General features: G+C 64.4%; 16 protein-coding genes. 14 read left to right on the top strand and 2 right to left on the bottom strand.

What is annotated here, in order from left to right; translation table 11 throughout:
- The first annotated feature begins 16 nt into the window (after positions 1 to 16).
- Entirely contained in the window at positions 17 to 613 is a 597-nt protein-coding gene (locus RF638_RS02955) for a hypothetical protein (RefSeq protein WP_095796681.1), read from the top strand.
- A 122-nt stretch (positions 614 to 735) separates the two neighbouring features.
- Here RF638_RS02955 and RF638_RS02950 read toward each other — a convergent pair whose 3' ends face one another.
- Entirely contained in the window at positions 736 to 1,710 is a 975-nt protein-coding gene (locus RF638_RS02950; RefSeq protein WP_315276308.1) for a quinone oxidoreductase, read from the bottom strand.
- Positions 1,711 to 1,883: 173 nt separating this feature from the next.
- Here RF638_RS02950 and argC point away from each other — a divergent pair, with 173 nt between their 5' ends.
- The 6 genes from argC (at position 1,884) to RF638_RS02920 (ending at position 7,924) form a co-directional block, all read left to right on the top strand.
- On the top strand, positions 1,884 to 2,933 hold the full coding sequence (argC, locus tag RF638_RS02945; protein ID WP_095796680.1) for an N-acetyl-gamma-glutamyl-phosphate reductase: 1,050 nt from the start codon (positions 1,884 to 1,886) through the stop codon (positions 2,931 to 2,933).
- An 81-nt stretch (positions 2,934 to 3,014) separates the two neighbouring features.
- Entirely contained in the window at positions 3,015 to 4,220 is a 1,206-nt protein-coding gene (gene argJ, locus RF638_RS02940) for a bifunctional glutamate N-acetyltransferase/amino-acid acetyltransferase ArgJ (RefSeq protein WP_368841424.1), read from the top strand.
- 12 nt (positions 4,221 to 4,232) lie between these two features.
- Complete coding sequence (gene argB / locus RF638_RS02935) at positions 4,233 to 5,180, top strand: acetylglutamate kinase (protein ID WP_095796678.1); 948 nt, start codon at positions 4,233 to 4,235, stop codon at positions 5,178 to 5,180.
- Entirely contained in the window at positions 5,177 to 6,427 is a 1,251-nt protein-coding gene (locus tag RF638_RS02930) for an acetylornithine transaminase (protein WP_315276312.1), read from the top strand. Before argB ends, RF638_RS02930 begins: the two co-directional genes overlap by 4 nt.
- 31 nt (positions 6,428 to 6,458) lie before the next feature.
- Complete coding sequence (gene argF / locus RF638_RS02925; RefSeq protein WP_095796676.1) at positions 6,459 to 7,433, top strand: ornithine carbamoyltransferase; 975 nt, start codon at positions 6,459 to 6,461, stop codon at positions 7,431 to 7,433.
- Complete coding sequence (locus RF638_RS02920; protein WP_095796675.1) at positions 7,430 to 7,924, top strand: arginine repressor; 495 nt, start codon at positions 7,430 to 7,432, stop codon at positions 7,922 to 7,924. Before argF ends, RF638_RS02920 begins: the two co-directional genes overlap by 4 nt.
- Positions 7,925 to 8,092: 168 nt before the next feature.
- On the opposite strand, the gene RF638_RS02915 is transcribed toward RF638_RS02920, so the two are convergent.
- On the bottom strand, positions 8,093 to 8,524 hold the full coding sequence (locus RF638_RS02915; RefSeq protein WP_095796959.1) for an ankyrin repeat domain-containing protein: 432 nt from the start codon (positions 8,522 to 8,524) through the stop codon (positions 8,093 to 8,095).
- A gap of 247 nt (positions 8,525 to 8,771) precedes the next feature.
- Between RF638_RS02915 and RF638_RS02910 the strand changes: the two genes are divergently transcribed.
- The 7 genes from RF638_RS02910 (at position 8,772) to tyrS (ending at position 18,211) form a co-directional block, all read left to right on the top strand.
- Complete coding sequence (locus RF638_RS02910) at positions 8,772 to 10,289, top strand: long-chain fatty acid--CoA ligase (protein ID WP_368629902.1); 1,518 nt, start codon at positions 8,772 to 8,774, stop codon at positions 10,287 to 10,289.
- An 89-nt stretch (positions 10,290 to 10,378) separates the two neighbouring features.
- Positions 10,379 to 11,587, top strand: coding sequence for an argininosuccinate synthase (locus tag RF638_RS02905; RefSeq protein ID WP_095796673.1), 1,209 nt, complete (start codon positions 10,379 to 10,381; stop codon positions 11,585 to 11,587).
- A gap of 171 nt (positions 11,588 to 11,758) precedes the next feature.
- Positions 11,759 to 13,204, top strand: a complete 1,446-nt coding sequence (gene argH / locus RF638_RS02900) for an argininosuccinate lyase (RefSeq protein WP_095796672.1) — start codon at positions 11,759 to 11,761, stop codon at positions 13,202 to 13,204.
- Positions 13,205 to 13,216: 12 nt separating this feature from the next.
- Positions 13,217 to 13,939, top strand: a complete 723-nt coding sequence (locus RF638_RS02895) for a DNA-3-methyladenine glycosylase (RefSeq protein WP_368841423.1) — start codon at positions 13,217 to 13,219, stop codon at positions 13,937 to 13,939.
- Between the two features lie 49 nt (positions 13,940 to 13,988).
- A complete protein-coding gene (locus RF638_RS02890) occupies positions 13,989 to 14,516 on the top strand; it encodes an adenine phosphoribosyltransferase (RefSeq protein WP_095796670.1) in 528 nt (175 codons plus the stop codon).
- A 58-nt stretch (positions 14,517 to 14,574) separates the two neighbouring features.
- Positions 14,575 to 16,893: an AAA family ATPase gene (locus tag RF638_RS02885; RefSeq protein WP_095796669.1), complete on the top strand. Its 2,319-nt coding sequence runs from the start codon at positions 14,575 to 14,577 to the stop codon at positions 16,891 to 16,893.
- 13 nt (positions 16,894 to 16,906) lie between these two features.
- Positions 16,907 to 18,211, top strand: a complete 1,305-nt coding sequence (gene tyrS / locus RF638_RS02880; protein WP_095796668.1) for a tyrosine--tRNA ligase — start codon at positions 16,907 to 16,909, stop codon at positions 18,209 to 18,211.
- The last annotated feature ends 465 nt before the right edge of the window (positions 18,212 to 18,676 follow it).

Below are 18,676 nucleotides of genomic sequence, written 5' to 3'. Positions count from 1 at the left end.
ATCAGAAGGAGAATCGTTGTCACACGACGCCCAGGAGTTCTTTGATTTTGACGAGCAGGAGCCTCCCCGGCGCAGCAGGGCCGGCGGTTGGCGGATCGTCCTGGTCGTGCTCGTGGGCGTCGTGGTGTCACTGATTTTCGCCGTCGCGTCGCTGCTGGCCTTCGACAAGGCCGGCCGACTGGCGGACTGGGCCGGGAATTCCATGGTGGTCTCTGGTTCCTACCAGACCATGACCCACGATCTGGTCACCAAGGATTTCAACGGCATTTACGCGGGCATCATGCCCGACAACGAGCTGCTGAAGGACCACCCGTTCGACAACGGGTTGAACGACCCGGTCAAGGCCGAGGTAGGGGATCAGATCACGTTCCGCGGGTCCGAGACCGGGCAGCAGGACTCGGACTTCCCGGAGGCCGTCGATGCGCTGCTGGCCGTTGAAGACGGTCAACTACGCGTCATGGAAACGGATGAGCCCGGTAGCTACGGTGAGGGCATCACCGATTCCACCGTGACGGGTCAACGCGTGAAGGCCATTGGGCTGGCCGGTCTGACACTGTTGTCCCTGGCGGGGACGGTCTGGGGAGTGCGCGCGGTCAACCGCCACGCACACTGACCACCGCTCGTGACCGCGCCGAGCGCGGTGCGGATTGCAGAACATGACGAAGGGCCCGGTTCTCGCCGGGCCCTTCGTCATGCGCGGACCCACATGGTGCAGCAGTCCGCGTGGTGGACGACTTACGGCAGCAACAGCAGTTTGCCCTGGGTCTTGCGGGATTCCAGATCGGTGTGGGCCTGTGCCGCATCGGCCAGGGGATAGGTGCCACCCACTCGGACCGTCAGGTCTCCGGTCACCACGGCGCCGGTCAATTCGTTCCACCGCCAGGCACGCTCCTCAGCATCTCGGAGGTAGTGGACCAGGGAGGGACGGGTCAGGAACAGCGCACCGGAGCCGTTGAGGCGCTGGATGTCGAACGGCGGGACCTGACCGGAGGATCCTCCGAAGAGCACCACGGTGCCGCGCACGCGCGTGGCCTTCAGCGATTCGTCGAACGTTGTTTTCCCCACGGAGTCGTAGACGACGTCGGCACCTCGACCGTCCGTGAGTTCCCGGACCTGTTCCGCGAAGTTCTCGTATCCCAGGACATGGTCGGCACCGAGCTGACGCGCGGTTTCGACCTTTTCCTCGGTGGAGGTCAACGCGATGACCGTGGCCCCGATGCGCTTCATGAGCTGGATCGCCAGGCCACCCACGCCACCGGAGGCCGCGGTGATGACCGCGGTGTGCTCGGGCTTGAGCTCGAAAGTGGAGCGCACCAGGTAGTGGGCGGTGAGCCCCTGGAGCGGGAGGGCGGCGGCGTCGTGAACGGACATCTCGTCAGGAACCGGCATGGCCTTGGCCGCGTCAACCACGAAGTATTCGGCGTAGGTGCGGGTGGCCTCGGAGGTGGCCACGCGCTGACCCACGGACACCGAGGACACGTTCTCGCCCACGGCGCTCACCACTCCGGCACCTTCGGACCCGGGCGTGAACGGGTGCTCGACCGGGTAGACACCTTCGCGCTGGTAGGTCTCAATGAAGTTCACACCGGTCGCGGCGGTGCGCACCAGCACCTGATCCGGTCCGGGCTGGGGGATGCCCACATTCGCCAGCTGTAGGACGTCCGGGCCACCGCTTTCCTGCGTGGCTATGGCTTTCATGGTGTCGGTCACGATGCCTCCTCTGGGCGCGGGCGCGCCGGTCGTCAACGGTCATGGTCAGTCTTGCGCGCCACACCGATCGGTTCAAGGTTCGTCGCGCTCACTCGCCTACGCGCGTAATGGTCCAACGCCATGGATGTATAAATATTGATAGTTATGTATATCCATGCGGTATGCTGACGAGTATGACGTACACCGCAGCTGTTTCAGGAGCCACCGGCTACGCGGGCGGAGAGGTCTTGCGCCTGCTCGCCGGACACCCGGAGATCACCGTGTCCACCGTGACCGGTCACTCGACCGCGGGCCAGCGACTGGGCAGCCTGCAACCGCACCTGCACGCGCTCGCGGACATGGAGGTGGTGGAGACCACTCCCGAGAACCTGTCCGGTCACGACATCGTGTTCCTGGCGCTACCGCACGGCCAGTCTGCGGAGATCGCCGCACAGCTGCCCGAGAACACTGTGGTCGTGGATGCCGGTGCGGACCATCGGCTGGAATCCTCCGAAGCGTGGGACGCGTTCTACGGCGGCGACCACGCCGGTCATTGGCCCTACGGTCTGCCCGAACTGATCATCGATCCCAGCGGGGCCAAGCAGCGGGAGAAGCTCGGCAGTGCCACGCGCATTGCCGTCCCCGGGTGCTATCCCACGGGGTCCCTGCTGGCCCTGGCTCCGGCCGTTGCGGCGGGTCTCGTCTCAACCCGCGACATCGTGATCGTTTCTGCTTCCGGCACCTCTGGAGCGGGCAAGGCGTCCAAGCCGCACCTGCTCGGCGCCGAGGTCATGGGCAGCATGTCCCCGTACGGAGTGGGCGGCGGCCATCGGCACACTCCCGAAATCGAGCAGGGTCTCGGCTGGGCCTCCGGCCAGGACGTCAGCATCTCGTTCACGCCCACGCTTGCCCCCATGCCCCGCGGCATCCTGACCACGGCCACCGCGCCGCTGACCGAGGGCACCACCCTCGAAACTGCGCTGAAGGCCTACCAGGATGCCTATGCGGACGAGCTGTTCATTCACGTTCTGCCCCAGGGGCAGTGGCCGACCACCAAGTCCGTGGTCGGGTCCAATCACGTGGCGCTCCAGCTCGCGGTCGACCCGCACGCCAACCGTCTGATCGTCAGCCTGGTGCTGGACAATCTCACCAAGGGGACCGCGGGCGGCGCCGTGCAGTCCGTCAACATTGCCCTTGGCTTGCCCGAGACAGCGGGTCTCCAGCACCAGGGTCTTGCTCCCTGATTAATTACTGACACCGGCACGTACGACGCCGCTCGCTCACCTTCGCTCACGCCGCTCACGATTCACGCACCAGGAGTTCTCATGGCATCCCACAACCCCGTTCCCGATATCACCGTGGACACAACCTACGGCGTGTGCGCGGCAGTCGGTTTTCGCGCCGCCGGTGTGGAAGCAGGCTTCAAGGCCTCCGGTGGTAAGGACCTCGCCCTGGTGGTCAACGACGGCCCGGAGTTCAATGCGGCGGCCGTCTTCACCTCCAACCGTGTAGCCGCAGCACCGGTGCACTGGTCGCGCGAGGTGATCCGACAAGGAAGTTCCCGCGCGGTGATCCTCAACTCAGGCGGCGCCAACGCCTGCACCGGTGCCCAGGGGTTCCAGAACACCCACGAAACGGCAGAACTCGTGGCCGAGAAGCTGGGAGTGGGCGCCGGCGACGTCGTCGTTTGTTCGACCGGACTGATTGGCGAGCAACTGCCGATGGACGTGATGCGGGCCGGAATCCCGCCGTTGACCGAGGCCCTCGAAGCTGGCCCCGAGGCGGGTAAGGCGGCGGCCGAGGCCATCATGACCACCGACTCCGTCTCCAAGCAGGCGTGTGCCGCGCGGGACGGATGGACCGTGGGCGGTATCGCTAAGGGCGCGGGGATGCTGGCGCCCGGACTGGCCACGATGCTCGTGGTCATCACGACCGACGCCAAGCTGCCGGCCGACGCCCTGGACCGCGCGCTGCGCGAGGCCTGTCGGGTGACGTTCAATCGCACGGATTCGGACGGCTGCATGTCCACGAATGACACCGTGGCCCTCATGGCCTCCGGTGCCTCCGGGAACACCGCAGACGAGCTGGAATTCACCCGCGCACTTACCGCTGTGTGCCACAGCCTGGCGCAGCAGCTCATCACGGACGCGGAGGGTGCCTCCCACGACATCGCGATCACCACCGTGGGAGCCGCGACCGAAACCGAGGCCGAGGACGTCTCCCGCACGGTATCCCGGTCCAACCTGCTCAAGGCCGCAGTGTTCGGCAACGATCCCAACTGGGGCCGTGTGCTCTCGGCCGTGGGCACCACGTCCGCTCAGTTCGACCCGGACCAGATTGACGTGACCATCAACGGCGTCATGGTGTGCCGGAACGGCGCCATCGGCGATTCCCGCGACAACGTGGACATGGCCGCAGCTCGCGCCGTGGATATCGTCATCGACCTGAAGGCCGGCAATCACCAGGCCACGGTGTGGAGCAACGACCTCACCCACGATTACGTTGAGGAGAACAGCGCGTACTCCAGCTGACGCGCGCCCGTCATGTCACGTTTGAGCGATAACACCAGGTACGAGACCGCCCAATCCAAGGCGGAAACCCTCATGGAGGCCCTGCCCTGGATCCAGCGCTACGCCGGTTCCGTCATGGTCTTCAAGTACGGCGGTAACGCCATGATCAACGACGACCTGCGCCGCGCCTTCGCGGAGGACATGGTCTTCCTGAGTCACATGGGCATTAAACCCGTGGTCGTCCACGGTGGCGGCCCGCAGATCAGCGCCATGTTGTCCACGTTGAACATTCCGTCCGAGTTCAGGGACGGGCTCCGTGTGACCTCCCGCGAGGCCATGGGTGTGATCCGCATGGTGCTCACCGGCCAGGTGGGGCGGGAGCTCGTGGGTCTGATCAACGCGCACGGCCCGTACGCGGTGGGCATGTCCGGTGAGGACGCCGGTCTATTGCAGGCGCGCAGGATTCGCACGGGTTCGGACGGACAACCGCTGGACCTGGGCTTGGTGGGGACCGTGGAGAAGGTCAACACCGCGGCCGTGGAACAGCTCATCGAGATCGGCAAGATCCCGGTGATCGCCTCGATCGCACCCGAACTCGCGGACGACCCTTCCGCGTCGGACGGCTCCGGTGACCTGACCGGTGAGGTGCTCAACGTCAATGCGGACACCGCGGCGGCCGAGGTTGCCGTTGCGCTGGGTGCGGAGAAGTTCGTGGCCCTCACGGACGTGGAAGGCCTGTACGCCAACTGGCCGGACAAGTCCTCCCTCATCTCGTCGCTGACCATCACGGAGCTGCGCGAGATGCTGCCCTCCCTGGAATCCGGGATGATCCCCAAAATGCAGGCTGCCCTGCGCGCCGTGGACAACGGTGTGCCGCGGGCGTCCATTGTGGACGGCCGGTCCGCGCATTCATCCCTGTTGGAAATTTTCACCGACACCGGTATCGGCACCGAGGTCACCCCGGACGGAGACACCCCATGAGCGAATCGCAGAACGAGCTGCTGCAGGACTACAAGGACAACCTGCTGGGGGTGTTCGGTGACCCCGCCCTCGTCCTGACCGAGGGCCAAGGTGTGTACGTCACGGACGCCAACGGCAAGAAGTACCTGGACCTGCTCGGCGGTATCGCGGTGAACTCGATCGGCTACGCGCACCCGGATTGGGTTGCGGCGGTCAGTGAGCAGGCGGGCAAGCTCGCGCACATCTCCAACCTGTTCACCTCACCGCAGGGCATTTCGCTCGCGCACCAGTTGCTCGAGCTGACCGACGCGCCCGAGGGCTCACACGTGTTCTTCGCCAACTCGGGTTCGGAAGCCAACGAGGCCGCCTTCAAGCTGGCGCGCCGTCACGGCGCGGCCCACCCCGGTCCCGACGGCGCTCCGCGCACCCGGGTGCTCGCCCTGGAGAACGCGTTCCACGGTCGCACCATGGGCTCGCTCGCCCTCACCGCCAAGGACGCCTACCGGGCACCCTTCGAGCCGTTGCCCGGGGGAGTGACCCACATCCCCGCAACGATTGAGGCGCTTGAGAAGGAGCTGGACGGTACAGTCTCGGCGCTCATCGTGGAACCGGTGCAGGGTGAATCCGGTGTGCATGCACTCCCCGAGGGGTTCCTGGCTCGCGCCCGCGAACTCACCCGCGAACACGGTGCACTGTTGATCGTGGACGAGGTGCAGTCCGGCATCGGACGCACCGGACAGTGGCTCGCGACCACCGCGCAGCTGCCCGAGGGTGAATTCCCGGATGCCATCACTTTGGCCAAGGGCCTGGGTGGCGGTTTCCCCATTGGCGCCATGATCACCGTTGGCTCCGACGTGTCCTCGCTGTTGACCGCGGGACAACACGGCACCACGTTCGGAGGCAACCCGTTGGCGACCGCGGCGGCGTCGGCCACGCTGGACGTCATCAAGAACGAGGGCCTGCTCGGCAACGCGGACGTTGTCGGCGCGCACCTGGCCGCGGCATTGAAAGACCTGACAGAGGTCCGCGAGGTGCGTCAGCACGGCCTGCTGATCGGCATCGATCTGGTCCAGGACTCACCCGAGCAGGCCCTGGCACCCGCCGTCGTGACCGCCGCCCGCGAAGCCGGATTCATCATCAACGCCACCGGTCCCGGTACCGTGCGCCTGGCCCCGCCACTGATCATCACCGCGCAGGAAACGGACAGTTTCGTTGCCGCACTACCGGGCATCATCAGCGACGCCCGCACCGCGCTCGCCGGCTCTTAACAGACTTCATTCACCCGCAGGAGGAATCCCCGTGTTGCGTCATTTTCTGGTCGATACCGATCTGAGCCCCGAGGAACAGGAGCAAGTCCTGGATCTGGCCGCCGCGCTCAAGGCCGATCGGTTCAGCCGCCGTCCCCTGGCCGGCCCACAAACCGTGGGCGTTATTTTCGACAAGACCTCCACCCGCACCCGTGTTTCCTTCGCGACCGGCGTGGCCGATTTGGGCGGCAACCCGCTCATCATCAACCCGGGCGAGTCGCAGCTGGGTCACAAGGAAAGCATCGCGGACAGCTCGCGCGTGTTCTCCCGCATGCTCGCCGCGGTCGTATGGCGCACGTTCGAGCAGTCGGGCCTGGAGGAAATGGCCGAGTACAGTTCCGTGCCCGTGATCAACGCGCTCTCCGACGACTATCACCCGTGCCAGATCCTCGCGGACCTTCTTACGCTCCGGGAACGCTTCGGCGACGTCAAGGGCCTCACCCTGACCTACGTGGGAGACGCCGCCAACAACATGGCCAACTCGTACATGCTCGGCTGTGTCACTGCCGGTATGCACGTGCGGATTGCCGGTCCCGCCTCGCACCTGCCCAGCCAGGAGGTGATCGACGCCGCTCGGGAACGCGCCGCCGAAACCGGCGGTTCCGTGCTGGTCACGAGCGACATGGCTGAGGCCCTTGCGGGTGCCCACGCGGTGGTCACTGACACGTGGGTGTCCATGGGCCAGGAGGATCAGAAGGGTGATCGCGCCGAGATCTTCCGGCCGTATTCGGTGACATCCGAGGCCATGGCGCAGGCAGCCGGGAACGCTGTCTTCCTGCATTGTCTCCCCGCCTACCGGGGCAACGAGGTCACGGCCGAGGTGATCGACGGGCCGGCATCGCTGGTCTGGGACGAGGCCGAGAACCGCGTGCACGCTCAGAAAGCGCTGCTCACGTGGCTGCTGGATTCTTCCGGACTGTCCTCGGATCGGCCGGATGCCCTGCGCCGCGCCGGGGGACAGCAGTGAGCATTCCCACCACCAAGACCGCCCGGCAGGCTCGCATCATGGAGTTGGTGACCGGCGGAGACATTCATTCGCAGGCGGAACTTGCCGAGTTACTCGCCGCCGACGGCGTTCAGGTCACACAGGCCACGCTGTCCCGGGACCTGGTCGAGCTCGAAGCCGTGCGGGTGCGCTCGCCGGAAGGCGGGTTGGTGTATGCGGTGCCGCAAGCCGGAGCGGATCGCTCGCCCGCCAGCGGGATCACTCGCGAAACCCTGGACGCCCGCCTGGCAGGGCTCTGCAAGGATCTGCTCGTCACTGCGGAGGCGAGCGCGAACCTCGTGATTCTGCGGACCCCTCCCGGAGCCGCCCAGTATTTCGCCTCGGCGATCGACCATTCCGTGCTTTCGGACATCCTGGGAACGATTGCCGGCGATGACACCATCATGGTGGTGTGCCGCGACCCGCAGGGTGGGGACGCGGTGGCCCAGAAGTTCTTGGATCTGGCTCACTGACCCCTGGCTCATTGATCCCTTGACCGCTGATCCCTGGCCGATGGGTCTCCGGCCCGCTGATGGGCCCACCAATAAGGGTTCACTGCCCTTTGGCGATCTTGTCTCGTTGGCTGAGCCATCCACGTTCGCTGACCGGCTCGTTCGGCGGCGCGTTGCGTCGCGGGGCAGTCAGGACCCGCGGGGTTCGAACTCCTGCAGAACGGGCAGCAAGTGCTCCTGTCCGAAGACCTTGGCCACGTCCTGTGCGTGCTGATTGCCCGTGGCCTGACCCGCGCCCGCTTCCAAGAGCCTGCGAGTGATGGGTTCGTTGCCCCGGAACACCGCGCAGATCAGTGCGGTGAACCCCACGTCACTCACCCGCTCGGTGTCCGCGCCAAATTCGAGCAGCATGAACACGGTCTCTTCCTGCTCCTGGTAGGCCGCCAGGTTCAGCAGGGTGTCGCCTTTGCCGTTCGTCAGGTTGGCCGGAACACCGGCCTGGAGGGCTTCCCGCAAGAAATCGTTCCTACCCTCACGTGCGGCGTCGAAGAGTGAGTTGACGTAGGCGATTTCTTCGTCGGTCAACTGCGGTTGCTGGGCATTGTTCTCCGGTGCGGACACGGACGGTTCCTCCTGAAAGAGCTGACAAGGCGCGGTTTCACCCGAGTCGGGGAACCACCAGGACAGTGTCCCACGGCACTCCGACATGATCATGCCGACAGTAGTGCACTCCCGACACACCTCACGAAAACGAGTCGGACGCAGGGTGGTTTGGCAGCGGGCATCACGGAGCGTCGCATTGACTCCGATATCCGATACTGGCAGTCTCATGTGTCACAGATCACTACAGATTCCTGGGAGATGACTCATGTCCAATGTGGCAACCCTGCTCACCGATTCCGCCGAACGATATCCGGACCGTCCCGTGATCATCCTGGATGACACCCGGATGACCTACGCGCAGCTCAACGACCTCTCGGCGCGGGCAGCAGCAATGCTCAAGACGCAGGGGATTAAGCCGGGCGACCGCGTGGCCACGGTCATGCCCAATGTTCCCCACATGCCGGTGTTGTACTACGCGATTCTCCGGATCGGAGCAATTGTTGTTCCGCTCAATCCGCTGCTGACCCCTCGTGAACTCAGCTACCACTTCACCAATGCTGAGGTCTCCGCGGTCCTGACCTGGGAAGGCATGATCGACGCTAGCCAGGAAGCTGCCAAGGAAGCCGGTGACATTCCTGTGGTGGCCATCGGAGCGCAGGAGACCATGCAGAAGCTGCAGGGTGTGGAGCCCGATCATGAGGTGGTTGACCGGAATGATGACGATACGGCCGTACTGCTTTACACCTCCGGTACCACCGGCAAGCCCAAGGGTGCAGAGCTGACCCACCTCAACCTACGTTCCAACGCCACGATGTCCGCCGAAGGATTCTCTCTGACCGAAGACGACGTGAAATTTGGAGGCCTTCCGTTCTTCCACGTGTTCGGTCAGACCGTCGCGCTCAACGGAGTGGTGTCCAAGGGTGCTTCGGTCACTCTGCTGCCGCGCTTCGACGCCATGAAGGCCCTTGAGATTCTGCGCCGGGACAAGGTCACGGTGTTCGTCGGCGTGCCCAGCATGTACGTGGCCCTGCTGCACGCAGTCAATCAGATCGGTCCGGAAGCGGTGGAGGGTATCAACCTTCGGGCAACTCTCTCCGGCGGGTCACCCATGCCGGTGGAGGTGCTCGAACGGTTCGAGAAGGTGTTCAACACGACCGTCCACGAGGGATACGGGCTCTCCGAAACGTCACCGGTGGTTTCCTTGAATCAGCCGGGAGGCATTCGTAAACCCGGTTCCATCGGAACACCTGTCGAGGGCGCTGAATTGGACATCTTCGATGGCCAGGACCAGCCCGTCGGCGAGGGGGAGGTCGGTGAGTTGGTGGTCCGCGGCCAGTACGTGATGAAGGGCTACTGGCGTAACCCGGAAGCAACGGAGGCAGCCATTCGCGACGGATGGTTCCACACCGGGGACATGGCGCGCCGCGACGAGGACGGCGTCTACTACATCGTGGACCGCAAGAAGGACATGATTCTGCGCGGCGGCTACAACGTGTATCCCCGCGAGGTCGAAGAGGTGCTGTACCAGTTCCCCGGTGTGGTGGAAGCTGCCGTGCTGGGTGTGCCTCACGAACAGCACGGCGAGGAGGTGGGTGCCGTCGTCGTCTTCGACCCCAAGGCCCTCGGTGACCGGTCGACGGAAGAAGTGACCAAGGAGCTGGACGCCTTCGTTCAGGAACGGGTGGCCAAGTACAAGTACCCCCGTCACTACAACGTTCTGGACGAGCTCCCCAAGGGACCCACGGGCAAGATCCTCAAGCGCGAACTCTCGCTCAATGCATAATTACAAATAGTGCTGTATAGTCATGCATTGAGGCGCGGGCCTGGCCCGTGCGCAAAGTTTTTGTCGTGCAGCAAAGTGAGGAGAGCACCGTGAGCGATCGCGTTGTGTTGGCATACTCCGGAGGTCTCGATACTTCGGTGGCTATCGGTTGGATCGGAGAAGCCACGGGTGCCGAGGTCATTGCGGTGGCCGTTGACGTTGGACAGGGCGGCGAGGACCTGGAGACCATTCGCCAGCGCGCCCTGGACTGCGGTGCCGTGGAGGCCTACGTGGCCGACGCTCGCGACGAGTTCGCCGAGGAATACTGCATGCCGGCTCTGAAGGCCAACGGCATGTACATGGATGCCTACCCGCTGGTGTCCGCCGTGTCCCGCCCGGTGATCGTCAAGCACCTGGTCAAGGCCGCCAAGCAGTTCGGCGCGACCACCGTGGCACACGGTTGCACCGGTAAAGGCAACGACCAGGTTCGCTTCGAGGTGGGTATCCAGACGTTGGGTCCCGAGCTCAAGTGCATCGCCCCGGTTCGTGACTTGGCTCTGACCCGCGAAAAGGCCATTGCCTACGCGGAGAAGAACGACCTGCCCATCGTGACCACCAAGAAGAACCCCTTCTCGATCGACCAGAACGTGTGGGGTCGCGCTGTGGAGACCGGTTTCTTGGAGGACATCTGGAACGGTCCCACCAAGGACGTCTACGACTACACGGACGATCCCACCTTCCCGCCGCCCGCGGACGAACTGGTCATCACCTTCCGGGAAGGTGTTCCGGTCGCGATCGACAACAAGCCGGTCACAGCGTTGCAGGCCATCCAGGAACTCAACCGCCGCGCCGGCGCCCAGGGCGTGGGTCGGATCGACATTGTTGAAGACCGCCTGGTGGGCATCAAGTCTCGCGAGATCTACGAGGCTCCCGGTGCCATGACCCTGATCGCGGCGCACCGCGAACTGGAGAACGTCACCATTGAGCGCGAGCAGGCACGCTTCAAGAAGACCGTGGATCAGCGCTGGACCGAACTGGTCTACGACGGCCAGTGGTTCTCGCCGCTGAAGAAGTCCCTGGACGTCTTCGTGGATGACACCCAGAAGTACGTCAACGGTGACATCCGCATGGAACTGCACGCGGGTCGCGCCACCGTGACCGGCCGCCGTTCGGACACCGGCCTGTACGACTTCAACCTGGCCACCTACGACGAAGGCGATTCGTTCGACCAGTCGAACGCCCGCGGCTTCATCGAGCTGTTCGGTATGTCCTCCAAGGTTGCCTCGCAGCGCGAACAGCGCCTGGCGGGCGAGAACTAAACGCCGCTGACGCGTCATGACCGGCCGGGCTCCTAGACTGGAGCCCGGCCGGATTTACGTCCGAAGTCGTTACGGGTAACCACGACCTCGGCACCCGTAGCTTCGGCACACGAACCGTCGGCGCCCGGTCGCCGGAACCCAACGAGCACCATCTCGCGAGCAAGGAGCAGCATGGCCCAGCACCAGCAGCACGGAACCAATGAGGGCGCCCTGTGGGGCGGTCGTTTCGCCGGGGGACCGGCGGATGCCCTGGCCGCTCTGAGCAAGTCCACGCAGTTCGACTGGCGGTTGGCTCCCTATGACATCGCGGGTTCCCGCGCTCATGCTCGCGTGCTCCACACGGCCGGACTGCTTACTGCCGAAGAACTTGAGGGCATGATTGCCGCGCTCGATCAGCTCGAGACCGACGTTCGTTCCGGCGCCTACGTTCCCGCCGAATCCGATGAGGACGTCCACGGTTGCCTGGAACGCGGTCTGATCGAGCGCGCCGGGCCGCAGCTGGGCGGTAAGCTCCGCGCCGGCCGTTCCCGCAATGACCAGATCGCCACGCTGGGTCGCATGTACCTGCGCGACCACGCCGCCATCATCGCCAAGGACCTGCTGGACGTGGTGCGTGCCCTCATCTCTCAAGCCGAGCGGTACCCGTACGCACCCTTGCCGGGCCGCACCCATTTGCAGCACGCGCAGCCCATCCTGCTGTCCCACCACTTGCTCGCGCACGCTTGGGCAGTTCTGCGCGACGTGCAGCGTCTGGTCGACTGGGATAAGCGCGCCGCGGTGTCCCCTTACGGTTCCGGCGCCTTGGCCGGTTCCTCCTTGGGGCTGGACCCCAATGCCGTCGCCTCGGAGCTCGGCTTCGATTCCGCTGTTTTCAACTCGATCGACGGCACAGCGTCTCGCGACGTCTACGCCGAATTCGCGTGGGTCACCGCAATGGCGGCGGTCGACATTTCCCGCATGAGCGAAGAGGTCACCACGTGGGCCACCAAGGAATTCTCGTTCGTGACCCTGGACGACGCCTTCTCCACGGGCTCCTCGATCATGCCGCAGAAGAAGAATCCCGACGTCGCCGAGCTCGCCCGCGGTAAGGCGGGTCGCCTCATCGGCGACCTCACCGGTTTGCTGGCCACGCTCAAGGGCCTGCCGCTCGCGTACAACCGTGACCTGCAGGAGGACAAGGAGCCGGTCTTCGACGCGATCGATCAGCTCGAGGTCCTGTTGCCTGCGGTGTCCGGCATGATGGGCACGCTCGTGTTCCACCAGGAGCGCCTGGTGGAGCTGGCTCCGCAGGGCTTCGCCCTGGCCACGGATGTGGCCGAGTGGCTCGTTCGCCAGGGTGTCCCGTTCCGCGAGGCCCATGAGATCTCCGGAGACGCCGTGCGTGTGTGCGAGGAGAACGGCATCGAGCTGTGGGACCTCACCGACGAACAGTTCGCGCAGATCTCCGCGCACCTCACTCCGCAGGTGCGCGAGGTACTCACGGTCGAAGGATCGCTGAATTCCCGCAATTCTCAGGGCGGCACGGCTCCGTCCGCTGTGGCACAGCAATTGGCCGAGCTCAAGCGCCAATTGGGTGAGTTGGCCGCGTTCGAGTCCCGTCAGCCGATCGTTTCCTGACCACTCGCACACGTGGCCGATTCGCTCGAAGAGCTCTTGTCCGCAACAGCGCCGGAGGCAGCTCCGGCGCTGTTGGGTGCCGTCCTGGTACGTTCCGATTCACAAGCCACGGTGGCACTGCGCCTGACCGAGGTCGAAGCGTACGGGGGGCCAGCCGACTCCGACCTTCCGGATCCCGGGGCACACACCTATCGCGGGCGGACTGCCCGCAACGCCTCGATGTTCGGCCCGCCGGCTCACCTCTACGTCTACTTCACCTACGGACTGCACCACGCCCTCAACCTGGTCTGTCGGCCCGACGGACACGCGGGCGGTTGCCTCATTCGTGCCGGGGAGCTGGTGGCGGGGGAGGACGCCGCGCGGCGTCGTCGTAGTGCGAACCGGGCCACCGAACCAGCGCACGCCGCACTTGCCAGGGGACCCGGCAATGTCGCCCAGGCACTCGGGCTGGACCGTTCTGACGACGGCGCTCCGTTGCGTTACCTGGGCAGCGTCCCGGATCCCGTCCTCGCCGCGCAGCGTCTCGTGACCGAGCACCCCGGGTATCCGAAACCCTGGACGGGGATTTTTCTGCCGGAGCATGCTGGGCAGGCGGAGATGGTGACCACCGCTCGCACCGGCGTCTCGGGCGAAGGCGGGACGGACGCTTTCCCGTGGCGCTTCGCGCTCAAGAACGATCCCACGGTCTCGCCGTACCGAAAAGCTGCCGTCAAGAAACGTAGAACCCGGCCGTAGCATCCGCGTGAACTGCTCGTGTGGGTCGAACGGCGGATACGATGGTCCGGTGACTGAATCCGTAGAGCAGATGATTGACCGGTTGTGCGCCAAGATCCCGGACCACCCGGAGCCGGGGGTGTTGTTCCGTGACCTCACTCCGCTGTTTGCAGACGGTGACGGATTCAAGCGCACCGTGGACGCACTGACCGATGCATTCCGCGGCCAGTACGACTGCGTGGCCGGTGTGGAAGCGCGCGGGTTCATGATTGCCGCAGCCGTGGCCTATGCCTCTGGCGTGGGTATTGTTCCCGTTCGGAAGAAGGGCAAGCTGCCGCGCGAGACCATCTCGCAGCAGTACAACCTGGAGTACGGCACCGAAACGCTCGAAATCCACACGGACGATGTCCCGCGCGGTTCGCGTGTTCTGGTGCTCGACGACGTTCTGGCCACCGGTGGCACGTTGGGTGCCTCTGCCTCATTGCTGACCCGCGCCGGTTTCAACGTGGCGGGCTTCGGCGTGATCATGGAGTTGACCGCCCTGCGCGGCCGCGCCCAGCTGGGCGGACACCGGGTTCGCGCCCTGCTGCGAGTCTGAGTTTCTCCCCGTGACATCCTCGGTCACGGGAGCGCGATAGGATTGACGACCGCTGGTTATGGAACCGGCGGTCGTTTTCCGTCCCCGTGAGGTGAATTGCGTGACCGAGTCCGCGTCTGAAAGAACCGCCCAGCAGCTCGAGCTGGAACGGGACTACGTTGCCCAGGCCTATGAACGCCTGGACGAGTTGCGCGAGGTCAACAGTCATGAACTCGCAAAGGTCCGGCGTAGTGACTACGGAGGCGGTCACCAGGCCAAGTCCGAACGTGATGCCTTTGCGTCCCACTACGAGGACCGATTGACGCAACTCGAATCGGTGGATGAGCGCCTGGTCTTCGGCCGCCTCGACACCGAGGACGACGAACGCTATTACGTGGGCCGGCTCGGTCTGGCCACCGAGGACCACCAGCGTCTGGTGCTGGACTGGCGCGCCCGAGAAGCCGGCGCGTTCTATCAGGCGACCGCACGCAACACCCAGGGGCTCGCGCGGCGTCGGCACCTGATCATGGAGAAGCGCAACGTCACGGCCATCGAGGACGATGTCTTCAACGCGGACGCCGTGGAACAGGACGAGGTCGTCCGAGGCGAAGGCGCGCTCCTCGCAGCACTCAACAAGACCCGCACCGGTCGGATGAACGACATCGTGGCGACCATTCAGGCCGAACAGGACCGCATCATCCGCGCACCACTCAAGGGTGTGCGGGTAGTGCAGGGTGGTCCCGGAACGGGGAAGACCGCGGTGGCGCTGCACCGTGCCGCGTACCTGCTCTACGAACACCGCGAACGCCTGGCCAAGTCCGGCGTGTTGATCGTCGGGCCATCGTCATCGTTCCTCTGGTACATCGAACGGGTGTTGCCCGCTCTGGGTGAGACCGGTGTGGTCATGTCTTCGCTGGCGGATCTGTACCCGGGCGTTCACGGCCAGGTCGAACGTGATCCGTGGGTCGCACGGTGGAAGTCCGGACTGCACATGGTGGACGTGATCGAGCGAGCGGTCGCGGACCGGCAAAAGGTTCCGGAGAAGAATCTCTGGCTGACCGTGGATGGTCATTCGGTCAAACTCAAGCGCTCCCTGGTACGGCACGCGCGTGAGCGTGCCCGTGCCACGGGCAAGGCGCACAACGAGGCCCGCGCGACCTTTGTGAAGGTCATCATCAAGCAGCTCGCGGAAACCCTGGGGCAGCAGCTCAACGAGAAGGCCGGTTCCACCATGGACCGTTCCTATCTCAAGGAAGACCTGCGGCAGTCCCGCGAGGTCCGAGTGGCTCTCAACCTGTTGTGGTTGCCGTTGACCCCACAGCAACTGGTGGGTCAGCTGTTCTCCAAGGAGCGCTACCTGCGTTCCGCCGCTCCCAACCTGAGTGACGCCCAAATCGCGCAGCTACTCCGAGCCCCTGATGCGCCGCTCACCGTCGCGGACGTGCCATTGCTCGACGAAGCGGCAGAGCTGCTTGGCGACTTCGATTCCGCGGGTATCAAGCTGCGCGGTCAGGCGGCCGAGCAGCGCAAGGCGGCAGAATCCGCGGAGAAAGTGCTCGCCACCATGGCCGAGGGTTTCGAAGACATCGGCGCCCAGGGCATCATCACCGTGGACCAGTTGACCACCCTGAACGAGGAACCGGTGCGGCGCATGACCGCTGCCGAGGCGGCGTCGGCGGACCGCACCTGGGCCTACGGGCACGTGGTGGTCGACGAGGCTCAGGAGCTCTCGGCCATGCAGTGGCGCACGCTGATGCGCCGCTGCCCCATGAAGTCGTTCACGGTGGTCGGCGATATTGCCCAGGCCGGTAACGCCGCGGCAGCGACCACATGGGCTGGTGCGCTGGAACCGTTCGTGGGGGATCGCTTCTCCCTTGAGGAACTCACGGTCAACTACCGCACGCCCCAGCCCATCGCCGACGCCGCCGTGCGAGTTGCCCGCGCAGCAGGCCTTCGCGTGTCGGACCCGCGCGCCGTTCGTGACGGGGAGGCGCCCGTTTTGATCAACGTTGCCGACCAGGAGGAAGTGGCCGAGGCGGTGATCGAGCAGCTCCGCAGTGAACTGGATCTCGTCGAGGGAGGACTGATCGGCGTCGTGTGTCCCGGTGACTCGATTGCTGCCGTGGCCGCAGCACTCGACCAGGCGTTCCCGGGGTTGGTCGCCGCGGGAATGCGACGACTGGATCGTCAGATCATGCTGCTCACCCCGTGGGATGCGAAGGGCCTGGAATTCGATTCCGTAGTGGTGGTGGAACCGGCGGACATTGCCAACGATCCTGCCGGGGGAGTGGGCAACTTGTATGTGGCGATGACACGACCCACCCAGCGTCTGTACATGGTGGCCGCGCATGGCATGCCAGCGGGTCTGGAACAAACCTGCTCGGAGTCGCAGGGCTGATAACTTAGTCCTCGTGTCAACCACCGATCTGAGCAATCAGCACAACGACCCGACCTTCGATTCCCTGTGGGAAGAACTGAATTGGCGGGGTCTCGTCCAGGTGTCCACGGACCCACAGTCCATTGAGGATGCCTTGGCCTCCGGACCCATCACGTATTACTGCGGGTTCGATCCCACCGCGGCCTCTCTTCACTTGGGCCACCTGGTTCAGTTGTTATTGCTGCGCCGTCTGCAGTTGGGCGGACACAACCCCATCGGGTTGGTCGGTGGCTCCACCGGACTCATCGGTGACCCGCGTCAGACGTCTGAGCGCGTCCTGAACTCCCGCGAGACCGTGGCCGAGTGGGTTGAGTTGCTCCGCGAGCAGGTTCAGCGGTTTCTCTCCTTCGAAGGGGAGAACGCGGCACGGATGGTCAACAACCTGGATTGGACGTCGCAGATGTCCGCGATCGACTTCCTGAGGGACGTCGGCAAGAATTTCCGCGTCGGCACGATGATCAAGAAGGACATTGTGGCCAAGCGACTCAACTCGGACGAGGGTATTTCCTACACCGAGTTCAGCTACCAGATCCTGCAGGGTATGGACTTCTTGAACCTGTACCGCGAGTACAACTGCGTATTGGAGACCGGTGGTTCGGATCAGTGGGGCAACCTGACCTCGGGTACCGAACTGGTACGCAAGGTTGAAGGTGCCACCGTGCACGCGATCGGTACGCCCTTGATCACCAACTCGGACGGCACCAAGTTCGGTAAGTCCGAGGGCAACGCGATTTGGTTGAACCCGGAGCTCACCTCTCCGTACGCCTTCTACCAGTTCTGGCTCAACACCGCTGACGCAGATGTGGTGGACCGTCTCAAGGTCTTCACCTTCCGTACCCGCGAAGAGATCGAAGAGCTTGGCCGTCTCACGGAGACCGAACCGTACCGTCGCGAAGCCCAGAAGGCCCTGGCCTACGAGGTCAATACTCTGGTCCACGGTGAAGAGGCAACGCGCAAGGCCATCGCGGCATCCGCTGCCGTGTTCGGGAAGGGGCAGTTCTCCGACCTGGACGAGGAAACCCTGGCGTCGGTCACGGCTGAGCTTCCCCATGCTGAAGTCAGCGCGGATCAGACCACGATCATTGACCTCCTGGTGGCCACCGGACTCTCGGAGTCCAAGTCCGCCGCACGACGCACGGTCAAGGAAGGTGGCGTTTCGCTGAACAACCAGAAGGTCACCGATGGGGACGCAGCACTGGATGCCTCCGATCTGTTGCACGGGCGATTCGCGCTGCTGCGTCGAGGCAAGAAGAATCTGGCTGCAGTTACTGTCGTCTGAGCCCTGAGCCCTGAGCCCTGAGCCCTGAGCCCTGAGCCCTGGAGAGTTGCCATTATGGGCGCTCCAGGGCTCTTCTCATCCGGGAACCGGGGGCGCTGGCAGTGGTTTTGCGCGCCGTGGGATCCGTGTGTAATGTAGTCCGAGTCGCCGCGGGCAAGGCCGAAAGGCCAACGCAGCGGTGAACATCCCGTAAAGATCAGCACAGGTTGTTCCTGCGCCTTGTTCATGCGGAATCGACAGCTATCAGAAGTGGAAGCCAACCAGCTTGAGAGATCAAGTTGACACGCCGAAGCAGAAGGTACTACGATAGAAAAGTTGCTTCCGAGCGGAACCGCGAGGTTCTCGGCGAAAAGCGAAAATTTCAACCAACGACAGGATCGCTGAGATCCGCCGTGTGGTTTGTTGTTTGTCAACTCAATAGTGTGCCTAGTTTGTTGATACCGAAAAGTATTTGTATTTTTTGGT

Origin of the sequence: Kocuria sp. CPCC 205235 (genome assembly GCF_040980905.1) — a bacterium.
GTDB lineage: Bacteria > Actinomycetota > Actinomycetes > Actinomycetales > Micrococcaceae > Kocuria > Kocuria carniphila.
This window is presented reverse-complemented; position numbering and strand designations above follow the sequence as displayed.

Excerpts from the sequence above, each read along its gene's own strand:
- argC (WP_095796680.1), top strand. The coding sequence starts at position 1,884 with ATGACGTACACCGCAGCTGTTTCAGGAGCCACCGGCTACGCGGGCGGA.
- argJ (WP_368841424.1), top strand. The coding sequence starts at position 3,015 with ATGGCATCCCACAACCCCGTTCCCGATATCACCGTGGACACAACCTAC.
- argB (WP_095796678.1), top strand. The coding sequence starts at position 4,233 with ATGTCACGTTTGAGCGATAACACCAGGTACGAGACCGCCCAATCCAAG.
- RF638_RS02930 (WP_315276312.1), top strand. The coding sequence starts at position 5,177 with ATGAGCGAATCGCAGAACGAGCTGCTGCAGGACTACAAGGACAACCTG.
- RF638_RS02910 (WP_368629902.1), top strand. The coding sequence starts at position 8,772 with ATGTCCAATGTGGCAACCCTGCTCACCGATTCCGCCGAACGATATCCG.
- argH (WP_095796672.1), top strand. The coding sequence starts at position 11,759 with ATGGCCCAGCACCAGCAGCACGGAACCAATGAGGGCGCCCTGTGGGGC.
- RF638_RS02885 (WP_095796669.1), top strand. The coding sequence starts at position 14,575 with ATGGAACCGGCGGTCGTTTTCCGTCCCCGTGAGGTGAATTGCGTGACC.